Origin of the sequence: Flavobacterium sp. MMLR14_040 (assembly GCF_033657265.1) — a bacterium.
Lineage (GTDB): Bacteria > Bacteroidota > Bacteroidia > Flavobacteriales > Flavobacteriaceae > Flavobacterium.
Genome location: NZ_JAWVWO010000005.1, coordinates 219,480 through 238,195, shown reverse-complemented (window position 1 = coordinate 238,195; position 18,716 = coordinate 219,480). Strand labels below are relative to the sequence as shown.

Below are 18,716 nucleotides of genomic sequence, written 5' to 3'. Positions count from 1 at the left end.
TTCCGCCACGACCCGAGCGATAGCGAACAGAATTAGTTTAATTCGTGAATTCGTGGCGAAAAAAAAATCAATCAAAAATTATTTATGCAAAATATACAATCAAAAATTGCTTCTCTTAATTGGGAAAGCATCACCGAATCTATGCACGAAAATGGATTTGCCATTATTCCAAATGTGCTAAATAACGAACAATGCGAAGATTTAAAATTCGATTATGATAATCCAAATTTATACCGAAAAACAGTTGTAATGGAACGTTATCGTTTTGGATTGGGAGAATATAAATATTTCAATTATCCTTTACCTGATTTGATTCAGAATATTCGATCTTCTATTTATCCAAAATTAGCACCAATTGCAAATGCCTGGATGAAAGCATTAAACATCAACACAGTTTTTCCTGAAACGCACGAAAAATTACTCGAACAATGTCACGCCAACAATCAATTAAAAGCAACTGTTTTAATTCTAAAATATGGTAAAAGCGGTTTTAATACTTTGCATCAGGATTTATACGGAGATGTTTATTTTCCTATTCAAATAGTGCTTTTTCTCAACGAGCCGGATGAAGATTTTACAGGCGGGGAATTTGTATTAACGCAACAAACGCCCAGAGCGCAATCCAAAGCGATTGTTTTGAAACCCAAAAAAGGTGATATTTTGGTTTTTACCACCAATTTCAGACCTGTAAAAGGTACAAAAGGATATTATCGCGTGAATATGAAACATGGCGTGAGTGAAATTCATTCTGGCGAAAGACATACATTGGGAATTATATTTCATGATGCGTTGTCTTAAAAAAAAAGAGACAAAGGCTCAGAGGGACAAAGCTACAAAGGTTTTACAACCTTGTTTGCATAGGCCTCCTTACCTTTGAACCTCTGCTTCTTTGAACCTTTGAACCTAAAAACAAATGATCTATCATAATGAAATTCCGGATTCAGATCTTCGAAATAAAATTAAAAATGCGGAAATTTGTTTCGGTGGAAACCAAAAACTAAAAATCTACGGAACGCTAAAATGTTCATCAGGAAAAAGAATGAAACGTGAAAATCGGGTTTTCTTTTTATCTGAAAAGGAAGCCAGGCAAAATGGCTTCAGACCTTGCGGACATTGTATGAAAACCGAATATCAAAACTGGAAAAATGGACTTATTTAATCCCGAAACAGACGAAACTACCAACTTACTTCCGAAAAATGGAACTGTAAATTACTATGGAAAATTGTTTTCCCGCGAAGAGTCAAATCATTATTTGGATATTCTTTTAAATACTATTGAATGGAAAAATGATGAAGCTGTAATCTTCGGAAAATTAATTTTGACCAAACGAAAAGTTGCCTGGTACGGAGATTCGGAGTTTGAATATACTTATTCGAATACGACCAAAAAAGCATTGCGCTGGACGAAGGAATTGTTAGAATTAAAAAAGGTTATTGAAGAAAAAACAGGCGAAACATTCAACTCCTGCCTGCTTAATTTATACCATTCCGGAGATGAAGGAATGGCGTGGCACAGCGACGCAGAAAAAGATTTAAAAAAGAACGGCGCAATTGGTTCGGTAAGTTTTGGTGCTGAGCGTAAGTTTGCTTTTAAGTATAAAGAAACCAAAGAAACGGTTTCTTTAATTCTGGAGCACGGAAGTTTGTTGGTAATGAAAGATGAAACGCAAACATATTGGCTGCACCGTTTACCGCCAACCAAAACAACTTCAAAACCAAGGGTGAATTTGACTTTTAGAACGATTGTGAGACAACCATAAAGTAACCAGATAGGTTTTAAAAACCTGTCAGGTTTCTGTAATAATAAGCTATTTGTTTTACCAACCCTGATTCAAGCCGTTTTTTAGAACTTCTTCGTATTTATTTTTATCAAAAGTATATAGGTTTGGCGCTTTATGAGCAACGTTACTTTTCTTTTCATCGAGTTTATTCAGGATTCCGATATTGGTTATTTTTCGGAGGAAGTTTCTTCTGTCAAGTTGTTTGTCTAAAATGGTTTCATATAATTTCTGAAGTTCCGGAATCGTAAATTTTTCAGGCAATAAATTATATCCAATTGGCATTAAATTCAATTCTATTCTTAGCGTATCTAAAGCTTTATCGAGAATTTCCTTGTGATCTAAAATAAGTTCAGGAACTTCTTTATGGTCAATCCATTCTATGATTTCCTGACTGTTATCTTTTTGTGGAATCGCTTTTAGAAAGTCGACCAAAGCATAATATCCAATTGTTACAAAGCGCTGTGTAAACCATTTTCCGGCTTCTTTGGGAATTTTGAAATGTTCTAAAACGGCATTGTTAAAATGCTGATCGTTTCGTTTTACTTTTCCGAAAGTTGCAAATTGCCTTAAAAAAATACCTTCTATCCCGGTTCTGCCATTTAGAACGGTACTAGCTGCAGTATCAATATCCTGATCCAGAGGAATAAATCCGCCGGGCAAGGACCATTTATCTTCATAAGGCGTTTTAATCAATAAAACTTTAAGCTGATTGTCGTGAAATCCGAAAATAACACAATCTATTGAAAGTCCGGGTTGATAATTTTCGCTATTTTCTATAAATCCGTTTGACATTCGTCTTTTTCTTAAAAATTTAATTTCTCAATTAACACGCAATTTAAGTCATTTTTATAAAAGCGGAAGTATTTCTTTAGAATTGTAAAGCACAATTGATAAAAATGCAACTTTTAACAAGTCATAATTTTTACTTAAAATCAAAAACGAATTAAAAAAATAAGTACATTGCGTCATAATAACACATTTGAAAATCAATTTGTTATAAAATCTTTAAAAGAAAGAATAGTAATACGTTTTTTATTTGTATTTGTAATCTTTTTTAGAAAAATAAAAAACTGACTTTAATGCAAGAGATATGATTACCAATTCGTTAAATAAAATAAATCAGAAAATTAAAAACAAAATCTGGGCTTCTTTCGGATTTGTTTCTAAGACTTATCTTTTAGAAGCTTCTATAAAATACAGCGAAGAGCAGGAAAGAATTTTCAACCAGATGATTGTTGAAACGGAAGCCAAAGATAAAAAAGCAAAACGTGAAGCTTTTGATAAAGCATTATACGCTTCCTATAAAGGAATTGGCGCTATGGATTTTATAAACACTGTTTTGAAATAATTCGAAACCGTTTATAAAATTCATAGCGCCAATTTAATTGACATTCTATTTATTGTACTAATTCAAAATCTGCTTTTAATTTAATATCTGCTGACGAAGCTCCGATCATTACTTCAAAATCTCCCCGTTCAGCAACCCATTTTATTTTATCATTGTAAAAAGAAAGTTTTTCCTTGTCGATTGTAAATTCGATTGTTTTAGATTCTCCTGCATTTAGTTTTACTTTTTGAAAATCTTTCAATTCTAAAACCGGTCTTACTACAGATCCAAATTTATCCTGCAAATACAACTGCACAACTTCTTCTCCGGCAACTTTTCCAACATTTGATAATTGGAAAGAAACTTTAATGGTTTCGTTACTTTTTATTTTAGCAGAAGATAATTTCAAATCGGAATAATTGAATTTTGTATAACTCAAACCATATCCGAACGGAAATTTTGGTGAGTTTTTCAAATCAATATAAGAAGAAACATAACCTGTAGCATTTTCATTTGGAGCCGGTCTTCCGGTACTAAAATGATTGTAATAAATTGGCACTTGCCCTACTTCTCTCGGAAAAGTCATTGGCAATTTACCAGACGGATTATAATCTCCAAACAAAACATTGGCAATTGCATTTCCTGCTTCAGTTCCCAACCACCAAGTGTACACAATTGCCGGAACATTATCTGCAGTCCAGTTAAAAATAAGTGGTCTTCCTGCATTTACCAAAACCACAACCGGTTTTCCTGTTGCCTGAATTGCTTTCACTAAATCTTCCTGAACTCCCGGTAAATGAAGATCACTTCGGCTTTTTGCTTCACCACTCATATCGCGTCTTTCGCCAATACTTAAAATAACAACATCAGCTTGTTTTGCAATTGCAACAGCTTCGGCAAATCCGTCTTTGTTATCGCCATCCACTTCACATCCTTTTGCGTAAAGCAATTTGGTATTTTTACCCACTTTATTTTGAAGTCCGTCCCATTGCGAAACTACCCATTTATCATAATCAACATCTGGTAATTCTACAGACCAAAATCCCATATTGGCTTTGTATTCTTTGACCATTGGACCAATAAATGCAATTGTTTTTACGCTTTTAGAAAGTGGCAAAGTCTGGTTTTCATTTTTTAGTAAAACAATACTCTTTTCAGCAACTTCAAGCGCGGCTTTTCTGTTTTCAGGATTATTCAACGCTTTTTCAGCCCTTTTATCATCTGAATATTTATACGGATTTTCAAACAATCCTAATTCGTATTTTTTACGAAGAATACGTTTTACAGCATCATCAATAAGGTCAATAGATACTTTTCCTTCTTTTACCAATTCGGCTAAATTATAACGGTAAGCGTTACTTTCCATATCCATATCGCTTCCCGCTGTAATGGCAGAAAGTGCAGCCGCTTTAAGATCTTTTGAATAACCGTGTGCGACCATTTCACCAATTGAACCCCAATCTGAAACTACAAAACCCTGAAAGTTCCATTTTCCTTTTAAAATGTCACGCTGTAAATGTACATTTCCGGTTGCCGGAATTCCGTTTAAATCATTAAACGAATTCATAAAAGTGGCTGCTCCTGCATCCAAAGCTGCCTTAAAAGGAGGCAAATAAGTTTCAAATAACATTCTTTCGCTCATGTCAACCGAGTTGTAATCTCTACCGCCTGTTGCGGCTCCATAAGCTGCAAAGTGTTTTACGCAAGCCATAACAGAGTTTAAATCTCCAAGCTTATTTCCCTGAAAGCCTTTTACCCTCGCATAAGCGATTTTAGAACCCAGATAAGTATCTTCTCCGGCACCTTCCATTACGCGGCCCCAACGCGGATCACGGCCAATATCAACCATTGGCGCAAATGTCCAGTGAATACCGCTTGCAGAAGCTTCGGTTGCAGCAACTCTGGCAGCTAATTCAATTGCCTGTAAATCCCAACTTGCAGCTTCGGCTAACGGAATAGGAAATGTTGTTTTATATCCATGAATTACATCCTGACCAAATAACAACGGAATCTTAAGGCGTGACTGCATCGCTAATTCCTGATATTGTCTGGTATATTTTGTTCCAACAATGTTAAGCATTGAACCTACCAATCCTGCTTTTATCTCAGCTTGTTTATTAGGATTTATGGTAATTGGTCCGGTTGCAGAATTATCGCCTGTATATTGATTAAGCTGACCTATTTTTTCTTCAATAGTCATTTTTTTCAATAAAGCATTTACTTTTTGATCGATTGTTTCTTGTTGTGCGGCCGCAAAAAACGACACCATCAACAAGGTAAATGTGGTTAATTTTTTCATTTTAATTTAATTAATTTCAATATAAACCGGCAAGTGATCTGAGGGATATTTTAAATCTTTCGAATCACTTAAAACGGCATGCTTTTGCACTTTTAACCCGCTGTTTTTAGAAATAAAAATATAATCTATAAGCAGGGTTACAGGCTTATTGTGTTCAAAATCATTAAAAGTTCCTGATGGTCCAAAAGGCTTTTGCATAGAAACATCTTTGGTATCATCCATCACTTTTTTTATTTCAGCAATTTGCGGTGTATCAGGTTCTGAATTAAAATCGCCCATCAAAAAAACAGGATAATTTTTTGTGTTGAATTCTTTTATTTTCGAAAGAACCAATTGTACTCCTTTTATTCTTGCTTCGTTTCCAATATGGTCGAGATGCACGTTAAAAACCCAAAAAAACTTCTTTGTCTTTAAATCTTTAAAAAGAGCCGACGTACAGACTCTGTTACAAGCTGCATCCCAACCTCTGGAAACTACATTTGGGTTTTCCGACAACCAAAATGTATTTATGTTTTGTACCTGAAAACGGTCTTTTTTATAATAAATCGTGCAAGCCTCGCCTTCTCCTTTTTCTTCTCTTCCAATTCCAAATTTGTTATATTCCAGCAAAGCCGAAGCTATATAGTTAACCTGATTTGGCAAAGCTTCCTGAACTCCAAAAATATCGGGACTATAAAATTGCACTTGTGATGTAAAATATTCTTTTCGATTAGACCACGCATTTTCTCCATCTGAAGGATTATCTAACCGAATATTGTAGGTCATCATTTTTAAATTTTGACCATAAGATGAGATGCTTACAAAAAGCAGCATTAAAACTGAAACGATAAAATGTAATTTTTTCATATAAAATAATTTTAGTCCACAAAAGCTTTAATGTTTTAGAGTCTTAATGGAGAAAACTAATGTAACAAAATAATTAATCATGCATTTTACCATACAGTTAATTAGTCTTTTTTTAATACTTTTTACCTTTTAGCGGCTTTTTTTAGCTTCAGTGAAATCCAGATAATTCAAATTAAAACCTCCTTTGTCAAAAACTACCTTAATTTTATTTGTTCCTTTATTTAACTCAATTCCTGATGAAACAACTGTTTCCCATTTGTCGTTTCCTTCAGTTTTTGGTAGAGAAATTGTTTCTGATTTTTTTACGTTTTCAATTTCTAAATGAAGTTTGCCTTCTGTTTCTGCTGAATAACGAATCGCTACTTTATAAGTGCCTTGCTTTTTAACTTCAACTGTATATTGGAGCCATTCTCCATCTTCGATAAAAGAAACCTGATAACCGTTTGAACCAGCATCTTTGCAAGGCAAAATATCAACTCCATCATTTCGCATTGAGTTGCCTTTGTTCCATTCGTCAAAATTTCCGGTTTCGACTCTGTAATTCACAAAATCTTTATCTGAATAGGCTTTTTCATTCGTTCCCAAATCATAATGCGTTGCTGCAATTTTTCCCGGAATAATATGATTTTTGTATGGTTTTGTATCATTGGTTTGTACTTGTCTGAACATCGCATCAATTACATCTGGTTTTATCGTTAGGTTTTCCATTTTGTAATTATCCGCCATTTTCATCAATGTTTTTTTCGCAAATTCTGCAGATGGTTTTTCTCCACCGTCTTTCCAGTATTTTAGTAAAACATCATATTCCGGAATTTTGGTTACAGAAGTTACTCCGGCAATATTTTCGATTTTTTTCATTGGCCAAAAAGCCCATCCAATATTGTTTGTTTCTACCAAAGTCAGCGCATCTTTAAACCAAACATTTGAGTTTTCTCCGCTTTCGCCCAACCAAATTGGAACGTTGTATTGTTTTCTGTAATCGAGCATTTTCTGGATAGAAGCTGTTGTGTTGTAATTCCAGTATTTATGAAAACTCAAGGCCATATTTTCATCCCATAAAGGAAAGATGCCGTTGTAATTATTTCCCCAGCAATTACCTTCAATAAAAATTAAATGGTTGGTATCGACTTCCCGAATCGCTTTGGTAACGCGAACCATTAAATCTCTCAAAGGTCCGTTTGAGTTTTCGTCGCAGCCGTTTTTATTAGTTCCGGTAAAATTCCAGTTGGGCTCGTTGATAATGTCGTAAGCACCAATCCATGGATTATCTCTGTAACGTGAAGCCAGTTTTTTCCATAAAGCAATCATTTTTTTCTGATTGTCTTCGTTTTGCCATAAAGATGGTTTTGTAGTATCGTAATCTGAAATTGCGGCATCATTTCCTTGCCCACCCGGCGCAGCGTGTAAATCTAAAATAAGATACATTTTATTTGCTGCACACCATTTTACCAAATTATCAGTCATGGTAAAACCTTCTTCAATCCAGGTTATTTCACCGTTCTTTTCCTGTTCGATTGGTGGTGTATATAAGTTGTAATGCATGGGCAAACGAATGGAATTGAATCCCCATTTAGCCAGCGAATCAACATCTCTTTTGGTTATTCCGTTTACTTTGTAAGCAGCATAAAATTCTTTTGTTCCTTCTTCGCCAATGACTTCCTGAATTTTTTGTCTGATCATATATTGCGGACTTGCAAAAGGCTGTGTCTGCAACATATATCCTTCCTGAACCATCCAGCCACCAACGCCTAACCCTCTTAATATTACATTTTTTCCGTTGCCGTCTACAATATTTTGCCCGTCTCTGTGTAGAAATCCTTGCGCAGAAACGGCAATTGAAAACAACAATTGTAATGTTATAATTAAATTTTTCATGCTCTATTTTAAATATTAATCCGTTGGTTGTATTGTTTAACACATAGAAACATAGCTTAGTTTGCGCTCAAAAGGCGTTTCACTTGTATTAATGCACATAGCTATGTGTGAGAAACTAGTTTCTTTTTATTCTCTTTTTATTGATTTCTAAAAATAAAATCTATATTTCTATGTGTTTAATTTAAACTTAAAATACCTACAAGGTTTTGAAAACCTTGCAGGAATAGTTAAGACTGATTTATTTTAGTAAAAAATCCGTTTTTTGATTGGCGATTTGAACTGTAAAAGTTCCTTTTTCCGAAATCCATTTTAGATCTTCATTTACAAATTGCAAATCTTTTTGGTTTAAAGTGAATTTTACTGTTTTGGTTTCGTTTGGCTCTAAACTGATTTTTTCGAATCTTTTTAAGGATTTAAATTCTGGTGTAATCGAAGCAAAATTGTCTGACAAATACAATAAAACAGATTCTTTTCCGGCTCTTTTTCCTGAATTTGTAACATCAACAGAAACATTTATTTCATCTGTATTGTTGATTTCTTTTTTATCAATTTTTAAATTGGAATAAGAAAAAGTTGTGTATGATAATCCAGTTCCAAATTCAAATTGAGGCAAATAACTTTTCTCGTAAGTTGCATCGTTATTTTGCTCTCCTTCAGAAATACTTTCGGTATATTTTCTATTGTATTTTTCTAAAGAGTTAGGGTATCTTGGATAATTATAAGGCAATCTTCCACTTGGGTTTATGTCTCCGTAAAGAATATCTACCAATGCTCTTCCACCTTCATTTCCAGGTAAATAACATTGTACAACAGCACTCATTTTATCTTCAAAATCACTAATTAATCTTGGTCTTCCTTCGTTTAAAACTAAAATAATAGGCTTGTTTAATTTTGATAAGGCAAGTGCTAATTTTATTTGAGGTTTAGTAATATAAATATCGCTGATGTCTCCCGGAGTTTCAGTATAATTTTTCTCTCCTAAACACAATACTATTTTTGATGCATTTTTTGCTAAGTCAACAGCTTTCTGAATTTCGGCATCGTCTTCTTTTTCAAGATCCGCTCCAGCTGTATATAACACATTTTCTTTGCCTAATTTATTTTGAAAAGCTTCCAAAATTGTTGATTTATCTGCGGCATAAGTATCTGAGTTTTCACCCTGCCAATTATATGACCAGCCTCCGTTAAGGTATTTCATGCTATTTGCAGTTGCACCTGTAACCAGAATTTTTTCTGTTTTGTTTAAAGGTAAAACAGCGTCTTTATTTTTCAATAAAGTAATCGATTCTGCAGCTGTATTATACGCTTCCTGAATGTGTTCTTCCGAACCAAATTTTGGATAATCTTTTAAATCAGCAACAGTATTTTGAAACAAATTCAATTCGTATTTCATTCTCAAAATTCTTGTTACAGCATCGTCAATTCTGGACATTGGCACTTCGCCTTTTTTTACTAAATCAACTAAATCTGTATAAAAAGAAAATTCTTCCGGAACCATGCTCATGTCAATTCCTGCCATAACCGCAATACGCACGGCGTCTCTTTTGGTTTCGGCAACTTTATGTCTGGTATTTAGATAAATAATATCTTTCCAGTCGGTAACAACAACGCCCTGAAATCCTAGTTCGTTTTTAAGAATATCTGTAATTAAATGTTTGCTGGCGTGTACGGGAGTTCCATTGATTTCTCCTGAACTTACCATCACGCTTTTTGCACCTGCTTTTATTGCTGCCTGATAGATTGTTAAGTCGTATTGTCTTAAAATACGTTCCGGAATAATGCTTGGCGTTCTGTCTTTTCCGGTTGTTGTGCTTCCGTAACCTATGTAATGTTTCATGCACGAAGCAACGCTGTATTTAGAACCTACATTGTTGTTTCCTTCAAAACCATCTACTAAAGCCACTGCCATTTTTGAAGATAAATAAGCATCTTCTCCAAAAGATTCCCACATTCTTGACCACGCAGGATTTCTAGGAAAATCTAAATCCGGAGAAAAAACCCATGGAATTGAGGAAGCTCTGGTTTCGTAAGCCGAAATTTCAGCTCCGCGTTTTACTAAAGCCGTATTAAACGTTGCAGCCAAACCTATTTGTTGTGGAAACAATGTTGCTCCATCTGTATAACTTGCACCGTGAATAGCATCAATTCCGTATAAAACAGGGATTTTCAATCTTGTTTTATTGGCTTCGTTTGTAATTGCCGTCATGGTTTCCTGCCATCTTTTTAAAGTTGGCGCACCCGGATTTGGCACATTCAAAATAGAACCAATATGATAATCCTGAATTCCCTGCTTTAATTTTGCAGCATCAAAATAACCCGGTTTTTTTGTATCTTCAAAAATGGTAACTGTGATTTGAGTCATTTGTCCCACTTTTTCTTCCAGTGTCATTTTTGATAATAACTCTGAAACTTTAGCATCAATATCTGCTTTGTTTTTTGATTGTTGGCTCCATCCTGCTCCACAAATAAGAAACAAAGACAATAGCAAAACTGAATTTTTCATTTTAATTTTTTAAATTAATATCGTATTAAAAACTAATACACAAGCGTTTGCATCGCATGTGCCGGTATTGTAATTGTATTTTTTTGAGATTTAACTGTAATCGTATAAACCACATTTTTGTCTGACTGATTCATAACAATTGTAGCTATTTTTCCATCTGCATTTTTGAATGAGGTTGAAAGCAAAACTTTATCACTTACAGTTTCACTTATTCTTTTAGCATCGGGGCGAACGAATTTTGAAAGATGTCCGATATAATAATACATAGGTGTATAAATTAATTGTCCAGTATTTGTATCGGCATGAATGGGTGCAAAACAAAAATTACCCACATGATTTGGTCCGCCATTTTGATCTAATAGAATATTCCAATCTGTCCAGCCAACGGTTCCGTTATTAAAATCGTTGATCATGTTAAGACCGTAACGTTCTGCATTTCCCCAAAACTGAAATTTTGTTGCGTCAAATTTTTCGATGCAGCCTTCTGTAAATAATAGATTTTTATTTGGAAAAGCTTTGTGAACATTGCCAACCGATTCGAATTTTGGTGTTCCGCCATTCCAGGTTTCGTACCAGTGAAATCCAATTCCCCACGCATATTTTGAAACTTCAGGATCTGAAAAAACAAGCTGTGCTCTTTTTTCTAACATGTCTCCACGATTATGATCCCAGATAATTATTTTTTTATCTCCTAAACCGTCTTTTTCTAAAGTTGGCCCGAGGAAGTTTTTAAGAAAATCTCTTTCGGCTTCGGGAGTATATATACAAGATTCCCAACGTTGGGTTGCCATTGGTTCGTTTTGAATGGTTAATCCCCAAATTGGAATTCCTTCTTTTTGGTATTCTTTTATAAATCTGGCATAATAATTTGCCCATGATTGTGCAAACTCAGGCAACAAAACGCCGCCGTGTAATATATCATTATTGTCTTTCATGAAAGCTGGGGGACTCCACGGACTAACAAATAAAGTTAATTTTCCGCCGGCAGTTTTAATTGCTCTTTTAAGTAATGGAATCCTGAATTTTCGATCGTGATCAATATTGAAAGTTTTTAAATCTTTGTCACCTTCAGCTATATAAGTATAACTTTCGCTGCTAAAATCACAGCTGTGAATGTTTGTTCTGGCTAATGAATAACCAATTCCTTTGTCTTTATCATAATAAGCGTTTAGAAATTCCTGCTGCTTTTCTGGAGAAAGTTTAGCAAAAACTTCAGCACTTGCATCTGTTATTGCACCGCCAATTCCTAAAAAAGTCTGGAACGTTTTTGAAGCATCAACTTCAATAAAAACGGTCGCTTTTTCTTTCGAAATAAAATTATTAGACAACGACAGCCGTAAATCTGAATTTTTGGCTGTTGTATATATCTGGATTTTTTTATTTGATTTTGATGATGAAACTCCGGAAGATCCTGCATGTTGTGATGAAGAATAATTGGCTTGCAGAATTAGAATTGCTGTTATAAATATGCTGCTGATTGATTTCATATGTTTTCAAAAACTCTTTTAATTTTACTGCAAATAATTAATATACAAGCGTTTGTATAGCGTGCGCCGGAATTTTGACAATCGATTTTTCTGCTCCAATAATAAAATTGTACGTAATTTCATTATCTGTGTGATTCATTACAATCGTTGCCATTTTGCCATCAGTATTTAAGAATGAAGTACTTAACAAATAACTTCTGCTAACTGCTGTACTTACACGCACTGCATTTGGACGAATGAATTTTGAAAAATGTCCGATGTAATAATATGAAGGTGTATAAATTAACTGACCTGTATTTGTATCAGCGTGAATTGGCGAAAAACAAAAATTACCTACATGGTTTGGTCCGCCGCGTTCGTCCAAAAGAATATTCCAGTCTGTCCAGGCAACAGTTCCGTTATTAAAATCGTTAATCATTGAGGTTCCGTATCTTTCGGCATTTGGCCAAAACTGATATTTTGTATCGTCAAATCTTTCTACGCATCCTTCTGTAAACATTAATTTTTTATCCGGATATGCTTCGTTCACTCTTGCTACGTTGTCGAACATGGGCTGAGCACCTGTCCAGGTTTCGTACCAGTGAAAACCCATTCCCCAAACATATTTTGAAGCCTCGGGATCTGAATAAATTACGTTGGCTCTTTGTACCATTAAATCACGATTATGATCCCAGGCTATGATTTTTACATCTCCTAAACCTTCTTTTTTTAATGTTGGTCCAAGATAATTTTTAAGGAAATCTCTTTCTTCATCTGCGGTATACAAACAAGATTCCCAGGTTTGAGTTGCCATTGGTTCATTTTGTACCGATGTTCCCCAAATTGGAATTCCTTCTTTGTTGTACGATTTTATAAATTTGGCATAGAAATTTGCCCAAGGCTGAAAATATTCAGGCAACAATTTTCCACCTTTTAAAACGTCTTTATTACTTTTCATAAAAGCATTTGGCGACCAAGGTGTTGCATAAGTAACTAACTTTCCGCCAGCGGTTTTAATAGCATCTTTAATTAACGGAATACGATATTTTCGATCGTGATCTATTGAAAAAGTTTTGAGATCCTTATCGCCTTCTTCGATATAAGAATAACTTCCACTGCTAAAATCAGAACTCTGAATGGTTGTTCTTAGCAATGAATATCCAATTCCTTTTTGAGCATCGTAATAGGCATTTAAAAATTCTTGTTGTTTTTCTTTAGACAATTTAGCGAAGATTTCGGCACTTGCGTCTGTAACGGCACCGCCAATTCCCATAAAGGTTTGAAACTTTTTTGAAGGTTCTACAAAAACCGAAACTTCTGTTTCAACGGGTTGCTTTGATGCTGTAAAACTTAAATTATCTGTAGGGGTTAACCTTAATTTTGTATTATCGGCAGTAGTATATACTGTGATTTTTTTGTTGGTTGTTGTAAATTTCTGTACCGGTTTTTGGCTCTTTTGTGAAAAAACAGATAAAGAAAAACATAAACAAGTAGTAATAATGAATGCAATTTTTTTCATTGTATATGTTTTAGTAGTAAGACTTTTGTACAAATCTCGTTTTGAACTTAGCCAACTTGATTTAAAAATAGCCCATAATCAATAAAGAATATGGGCTATTCTGACAACCAAACTTAAACTTAACTCAAACTAACATCATATTTGAAGTTACAATTCTTATATGAATGTTATTTTTATTTTAAAGGTTCTAATTATAGTTCGGATTCTGAACCATTTTAGTGTTGTTGAATTCACTGTAAGGAATTGGGAAAGCTTCATTTTTTCCTGGAGTAAATCCTTTGAAAGCCAATTTAGCAGCAGCCTGACCTGTTCTTACTAAATCAAACCAACGATGTCCTTCTCCTGCAAGTTCCAATCTTCTTTCTGCATAAATAGCATCTAAAGAAACTGGTACAACTGGTACCCCTGCTCTTAATCTAACTGCATCTAAAAGTGCCTGAGCTCTTGCTCCTGTTCCTCCTAAAGCTTCAGCTTCTAGTAAATAAGTATCAGCCAAACGAATAACATAAGTATTAATACCAAAATTCAGGAAAGGATTCGAAGATTTAATATCGGCATTAACAGCTGCATATTTAATAAAATGATATCCTGTTTCGTTATAACTGTCTGTATATGTAATAAGTCCGTTTGGATCTTTATTATCTGTACCTCTCGCTGCAGCTGCATCAAAAATAGTCGAAGCATAACGAGGATCTCCCAGTAAAGTATTTCTTAAATCGTTAGTAACTACCATGAAACCCCAGCCGTTAATATAATCTGGCAAAAGTGCTGCAATACCTAGTTTTGTTCTAGTGTAATCTCTAATTCCCATTAACTGAGCAGCAACGTTTCCTTCATCATCACCTCTTTCAAAATTACCCCAGTCAGCATTTGATTTATCTGTGTAAGCAATTTCAAAAATTGATTCTGTATTAAATTTGTTTGCGTGATTCCATAAATCTGAAAAATGCTCCATCAAATTATATCCGTAACTACTTGGTTGTCCAGGAGTAGTTCCGTTTACTTTTGCTAATTCAGCAGCAGCTTCCGCTTTTTTATTGTCGTATAAATATACTTTTCCTAAAAGTGCCGTTGCAGCTCCCTGGCTAAATCTTCCTAATTCATTAGTTAGTAATTTCATAGGTAAATCAGGAATAGCTTCGTTTAAATCTTTTTCGATTTGAGCATACACTACTTCCGGCTTAGACTGTTCTACTAATGGAATTTCTTCTTTAAGAACTATAGGAGCCAGGATTAAAGGAATATTTTTAAACATTCTAACAAGATCAAAATAGTAATAAGCACGTAAAGCTTTTACTTCGGCAGTAAATCTTGTTTTTTTAGCAGCATCCATAGGAATAGCCGGAAGTTTTGCCAACATGATGTTACATCTTGCAACACCTTTGTAATAATCTGCCCAAATATTTGGCGGAATATTTCCAGGACTAATGCTATAGTTTGATGCAACCTGAAGACCTGGTTGGTCATCTGGTCCTCCACCACCTGCATAGAAATCATCTGATGCAGAGTTTAAAAATAATAATGGCGCGTTTTCCATTGCTCCCGCAAACTTCCCTAATTTATCGTAAGCTGCAACAAGACCTGAATAAGCTTCTGTTTCGTTTCTATAGAAATTTTCTTCATATACTACTCCATCACCTTTCACTTCTAATTTTTCATCTGTATCGCACGCTCCAAGTGTAAGCAACACTCCAAATGCCATAAGTGACTGTTTAAAACTTATAAGTTTCATAATATTTTATTTTTTTAATTAAAATTGCAAATTAACTCCTAACATGTACGATTTTGCCTGAGGATAATAACCTCTGTCAACACCTTGTACGTTGTTCATCCCTGCCGTAGTAGGGCCTCCAATTTCAGGATCATAACCAGTGTATTTAGTTATTGTCCATAAATTTTCTCCTGTTACGTACAATCTTACTTTTTGCAATGAAATGCTTTCTATCCATTCTTTTGGAAATGAATATCCAAGTTGAACTGTTTTAAATCTAAAGAAATCTCCTTTTTCTAAGTTAAAATCAGATGGATTTGTAAAGTTTTTATTTGAATCATTTGTAGTAACTCTAGGATAACTGTTTGTTGATCCCGGTCCTGTCCAACGACCTAAAACTTCTGTTTGATAGTTTGCATTTGTAATATCAAGTCTTCTTAAACCTTGGTAAATCATGTTTCCACCAGCTCCCTGACCAAAAACTAACATATCAAATCCTTTGTAATCTAAGTTTAAAGTAAACCCGTAAGTATATTTAGGCAATGAAGTTCCCAAGAAAGTTCTGTCATTAGATCCAATTGAACCATCTCCATCTAAATCTTGCCAACGGAAATCTCCTGGTTTAGCATTTGGCTGAATTACCTTTCCTGCAGCATTTTTATAATTATCAACATCCGCCTGAGTCTGGAAAATACCATTTGTTTTAAATCCGTAGAATGAGTTATAAGCTTGTCCTACTTGTGTTCTGTTGATCTCATAAGAGCTAGACTGAACTGTTTCATCACCTACTAAAAAGTTTGTTCCTTTATCAAGATAAGTGATTTCATTTTTAATGTATGAGAAGTTTCCGTTTACTGAAAGGTTTAACGCTCCAATTTTTTTACGGTATCCTAATTCAATATCAATACCTCTGTTTTCCATATCTGCTAAGTTAGCATATGTTTTTCCTGTTGCTCCAACATATCCAGGAACAGGAACTGGCATTAAGATACCTTCTGTTTTCTTGTTGAAAAAATCTACAGTTAAATTGAAATCATGGAATAACATAGTTTCGAAACCAATGTTGGTTTGTTTTGTTTCTTCCCATTTCAAATCAGGATTTGCAATTGCATTGGTACTTTGTCCGTTAGCAATGTTTCCACCAATAGTGTAGTTTCTTTGGATTCCAACAGTTGAAATATATAAGAAATCCGGAGAAGAGTCATTACCAGTTACACCGTAACCTCCTCTAATTTTTAAATTGTTTATTACATCATTTTCTTTCCAGAATCCTTCTTTAGATGGTACCCATCCTAGAGACACAGAAGGGAAAGTTCCGTATTTATGGTTTGGTCCAAAACGTGTAGAACCGTCACGACGAATAATACCAGTAAAAATATATTTCTCTTTATAATCGTAGTTTAATCTTCCGAACAAAGATTCAACTCTGTGCTCTAAAGCTTGTGCGTTATAAGCATTTGCTATTTTATCAGCGATTGGAATATCAACATTAAATGATGCATCTGCATGTGTTGTTGCAGGAACGCCTCTGTACGTGATATCATTACCAGATGTAATATTATCTACATAAGTTCCTTTCCCTACTAAAACACTAAAATTATGATCGCCTAATTTTTTAGCATAATTCAAGGTATTCTCCCAATTCCAGCTATATGATTTTTTGTAAGATCTAAACAATTCGTTTACATCTTTTTTCGTAGCCCCATTTAAGTAGTAAACCGGTGTAAAATTATCTGAACCGTAGTAAGCTAATTTAGCACCTGCAGTTGATCTGAATTTTAATCCAGGCAAAATTTCAGCTTCTACAAAAATATTTCCAACAAAATTTTCAGAGAAATCGTTATTTCCTAATCTTGTTTGTGTATATGCTAATGGGTTTGAAGTTTCCTGAGTTACGTTTGTAGAAATACCATAATAGTTTCCGTTTGCATCTCTAAGCGCATTTGCATTTACATATGGGCTTCCTGCAACTGCTGCTTCCGGACCAACAATTGATGGCGTTAATGGATCTAAGTTGATTGCAGATGATAATGGACCACCAAACTCATCATTTGTGTTACCAATACCAATTGTTTTTTCATTAGAGTATCCTAAAGTCTGACCAATTTTGATATACTTACCAAGTTTATGGTTAGAATTTAAACGAATATTTTTTCTGTTATAGTTAGAAATATCAGTTGTAACGATACCTTCCTGATCTGTTAAACCAAAAGACATGTAAAAAGTTGATGTATCATTACCACCACTAAAACTTAATTCGTGAGAATAACGCTGTGCATGATCATTAAAAATTACATCCTGCCAATTAGTTCCTTTTGCCGTTGTTGGTGCGAAAGGTGCCGGTTTTCCTCCATTAACATACGCTTCATTTAAAATGGTTGTATATTGAGAAGCATCTAATAAATCGATTTTTTTAGCCGCCTGAGATGTTCCTGCATAACCAGTATAACTTACAGAAATTTTACCTGCTTTACCTTTTTTGGTAGTTACAAGGATAACCCCGGCAGCAGCACGAGAACCGTAAATTGCACCAGAAGCACCATCTTTAAGTACCTCGATAGATTCAATATCAGATTGGTTTAAGTAACCTATTCCGCCGTTATCTACAATTACACCATCAACTACCCATAAAGGATCATTATTGTTTAATGTAGTAAAACCACGAATACGTATTGTAGACGCTGATCCTGGCTGACCTGCATTTGCAGCAATAGAAACTCCTGAAACTCTACCTTGTAAAGATTGCTCGATTCTGGTAATTGGTAAACTTTCTAAATCTTTTGCCTTAACACTAGAAATTGATCCTGTTACAACACTCTTCTTTTGAGTACCATATCCTACTACTACAACTTCATTTAAGTTTTGAGATTCTGGTCTTAATTTAATATCCAGTTTAGTTCTTCCATTTACTGCTTCCTGTACAGTAACATAACCTACAAAAGTAACAGTTAAGGTTCCGTTTGAAGGAACGCTTATTTGGAATTTTCCATCAAAGTCGGAAGCTGTTGCTTTGTTCGTTCCTTTAACTGAGATAGTTGCCCCTGGGACGGGTAATCCACTTTCATCATTAATAGTTCCGTTTACCGTAACGTCCTGTGCCATTGCGATAACCGAGAACAATAGAGATGAAATACAAAACATAAGTAATTTTGTTAATTTCATTTTTCTAAAAATTTTGGTTAATTAATTAGTAATTTGATGCAATAATAAAGTTAAATTTTTACTATTTATAATTAAAATTCATTACAAAAACACATCAAAGTAAATTTTATAACATTACAAAAACACATCATTTTTTTTATAAAAAATTGATTTACAACCATTTAAACATAAATTATTAGATGTTATCGAAATGTTAATTATAAAAATAAACACTACATTTATGAAAA

General features: G+C 34.3%; 13 protein-coding genes. 4 read left to right on the top strand and 9 right to left on the bottom strand.

Features of this window, described 5'->3' with window-relative positions; genetic code table 11:
- Positions 1–84: 84 nt before the first annotated feature.
- The 3 genes from SD960_RS09520 (at position 85) to SD960_RS09510 (ending at position 1,760) form a co-directional block, all read left to right on the top strand.
- Positions 85–798, top strand: coding sequence for a 2OG-Fe(II) oxygenase (locus SD960_RS09520; protein ID WP_318802464.1), 714 nt, complete (start codon positions 85–87; stop codon positions 796–798).
- A gap of 115 nt (positions 799–913) precedes the next feature.
- A complete protein-coding gene (locus SD960_RS09515; protein ID WP_318802463.1) occupies positions 914–1,159 on the top strand; it encodes an Ada metal-binding domain-containing protein in 246 nt (81 codons plus the stop codon).
- Complete coding sequence (locus tag SD960_RS09510; RefSeq protein ID WP_318802462.1) at positions 1,146–1,760, top strand: alpha-ketoglutarate-dependent dioxygenase AlkB family protein; 615 nt, start codon at positions 1,146–1,148, stop codon at positions 1,758–1,760. Before SD960_RS09515 ends, SD960_RS09510 begins: the two co-directional genes overlap by 14 nt.
- Before the next feature lie 57 nt (positions 1,761–1,817).
- Here the strand turns inward: SD960_RS09510 and SD960_RS09505 are convergent, their stop codons facing one another.
- Entirely contained in the window at positions 1,818–2,573 is a 756-nt protein-coding gene (locus tag SD960_RS09505) for an NrtR DNA-binding winged helix domain-containing protein (RefSeq protein WP_318802460.1), read from the bottom strand.
- A gap of 298 nt (positions 2,574–2,871) precedes the next feature.
- On the opposite strand from SD960_RS09505, the gene SD960_RS09500 reads away from it, so the two are divergent.
- Positions 2,872–3,129 carry a hypothetical protein gene (locus tag SD960_RS09500; RefSeq protein ID WP_318802458.1) on the top strand — a complete coding sequence of 86 codons (258 nt, stop codon included), beginning with the start codon at positions 2,872–2,874 and terminating at the stop codon, positions 3,127–3,129.
- Between the two features lie 49 nt (positions 3,130–3,178).
- On the opposite strand, the gene SD960_RS09495 is transcribed toward SD960_RS09500, so the two are convergent.
- The 8 genes from SD960_RS09495 to SD960_RS09460 form a co-directional block, all read right to left on the bottom strand.
- Positions 3,179–5,407, bottom strand: coding sequence for a glycoside hydrolase family 3 N-terminal domain-containing protein (locus SD960_RS09495; protein ID WP_318802456.1), 2,229 nt, complete (start codon positions 5,405–5,407; stop codon positions 3,179–3,181).
- Positions 5,408–5,413: 6 nt separating this feature from the next.
- On the bottom strand, positions 5,414–6,253 hold the full coding sequence (locus SD960_RS09490) for an endonuclease/exonuclease/phosphatase family protein (RefSeq protein WP_318802455.1): 840 nt from the start codon (positions 6,251–6,253) through the stop codon (positions 5,414–5,416).
- Positions 6,254–6,382: 129 nt separating this feature from the next.
- Entirely contained in the window at positions 6,383–8,128 is a 1,746-nt protein-coding gene (locus tag SD960_RS09485; protein ID WP_318802454.1) for a cellulase family glycosylhydrolase, read from the bottom strand.
- A gap of 238 nt (positions 8,129–8,366) precedes the next feature.
- Positions 8,367–10,631: a glycoside hydrolase family 3 N-terminal domain-containing protein gene (locus tag SD960_RS09480; protein WP_318802453.1), complete on the bottom strand. Its 2,265-nt coding sequence runs from the start codon at positions 10,629–10,631 to the stop codon at positions 8,367–8,369.
- 32 nt (positions 10,632–10,663) lie between these two features.
- Positions 10,664–12,118: a glycoside hydrolase family 30 protein gene (locus SD960_RS09475; protein WP_318802451.1), complete on the bottom strand. Its 1,455-nt coding sequence runs from the start codon at positions 12,116–12,118 to the stop codon at positions 10,664–10,666.
- Between the two features lie 37 nt (positions 12,119–12,155).
- Positions 12,156–13,616 (bottom strand): glycoside hydrolase family 30 protein, encoded by a 1,461-nt coding sequence (locus SD960_RS09470; protein ID WP_318802449.1) that lies wholly within the window; start codon positions 13,614–13,616, stop codon positions 12,156–12,158.
- 187 nt (positions 13,617–13,803) lie between these two features.
- Positions 13,804–15,348: a RagB/SusD family nutrient uptake outer membrane protein gene (locus tag SD960_RS09465; protein WP_318802447.1), complete on the bottom strand. Its 1,545-nt coding sequence runs from the start codon at positions 15,346–15,348 to the stop codon at positions 13,804–13,806.
- 18 nt (positions 15,349–15,366) lie between these two features.
- Positions 15,367–18,489 carry a TonB-dependent receptor gene (locus SD960_RS09460; protein WP_318802446.1) on the bottom strand — a complete coding sequence of 1,041 codons (3,123 nt, stop codon included), beginning with the start codon at positions 18,487–18,489 and terminating at the stop codon, positions 15,367–15,369.
- Between the last annotated feature and the right edge of the window lie 227 nt (positions 18,490–18,716).

What these genes read in the sequence shown, in the direction of transcription:
- SD960_RS09470 (WP_318802449.1), bottom strand. Translation starts at nt 13,616, where the DNA reads ATGAAAAAAATTGCATTCATTATTACTACTTGTTTATGTTTTTCTTTA.
- SD960_RS09465 (WP_318802447.1), bottom strand. Translation starts at nt 15,348, where the DNA reads ATGAAACTTATAAGTTTTAAACAGTCACTTATGGCATTTGGAGTGTTG.
- SD960_RS09520 (WP_318802464.1), top strand. Translation starts at nt 85, where the DNA reads ATGCAAAATATACAATCAAAAATTGCTTCTCTTAATTGGGAAAGCATC.
- SD960_RS09505 (WP_318802460.1), bottom strand. Translation starts at nt 2,573, where the DNA reads ATGTCAAACGGATTTATAGAAAATAGCGAAAATTATCAACCCGGACTT.
- SD960_RS09480 (WP_318802453.1), bottom strand. Translation starts at nt 10,631, where the DNA reads ATGAAAAATTCAGTTTTGCTATTGTCTTTGTTTCTTATTTGTGGAGCA.
- SD960_RS09500 (WP_318802458.1), top strand. Translation starts at nt 2,872, where the DNA reads ATGATTACCAATTCGTTAAATAAAATAAATCAGAAAATTAAAAACAAA.
- SD960_RS09475 (WP_318802451.1), bottom strand. Translation starts at nt 12,118, where the DNA reads ATGAAATCAATCAGCAGCATATTTATAACAGCAATTCTAATTCTGCAA.
- SD960_RS09495 (WP_318802456.1), bottom strand. Translation starts at nt 5,407, where the DNA reads ATGAAAAAATTAACCACATTTACCTTGTTGATGGTGTCGTTTTTTGCG.
- SD960_RS09485 (WP_318802454.1), bottom strand. Translation starts at nt 8,128, where the DNA reads ATGAAAAATTTAATTATAACATTACAATTGTTGTTTTCAATTGCCGTT.
- SD960_RS09515 (WP_318802463.1), top strand. Translation starts at nt 914, where the DNA reads ATGATCTATCATAATGAAATTCCGGATTCAGATCTTCGAAATAAAATT.
- SD960_RS09490 (WP_318802455.1), bottom strand. Translation starts at nt 6,253, where the DNA reads ATGAAAAAATTACATTTTATCGTTTCAGTTTTAATGCTGCTTTTTGTA.
- SD960_RS09460 (WP_318802446.1), bottom strand. Translation starts at nt 18,489, where the DNA reads ATGAAATTAACAAAATTACTTATGTTTTGTATTTCATCTCTATTGTTC.
- SD960_RS09510 (WP_318802462.1), top strand. Translation starts at nt 1,146, where the DNA reads ATGGACTTATTTAATCCCGAAACAGACGAAACTACCAACTTACTTCCG.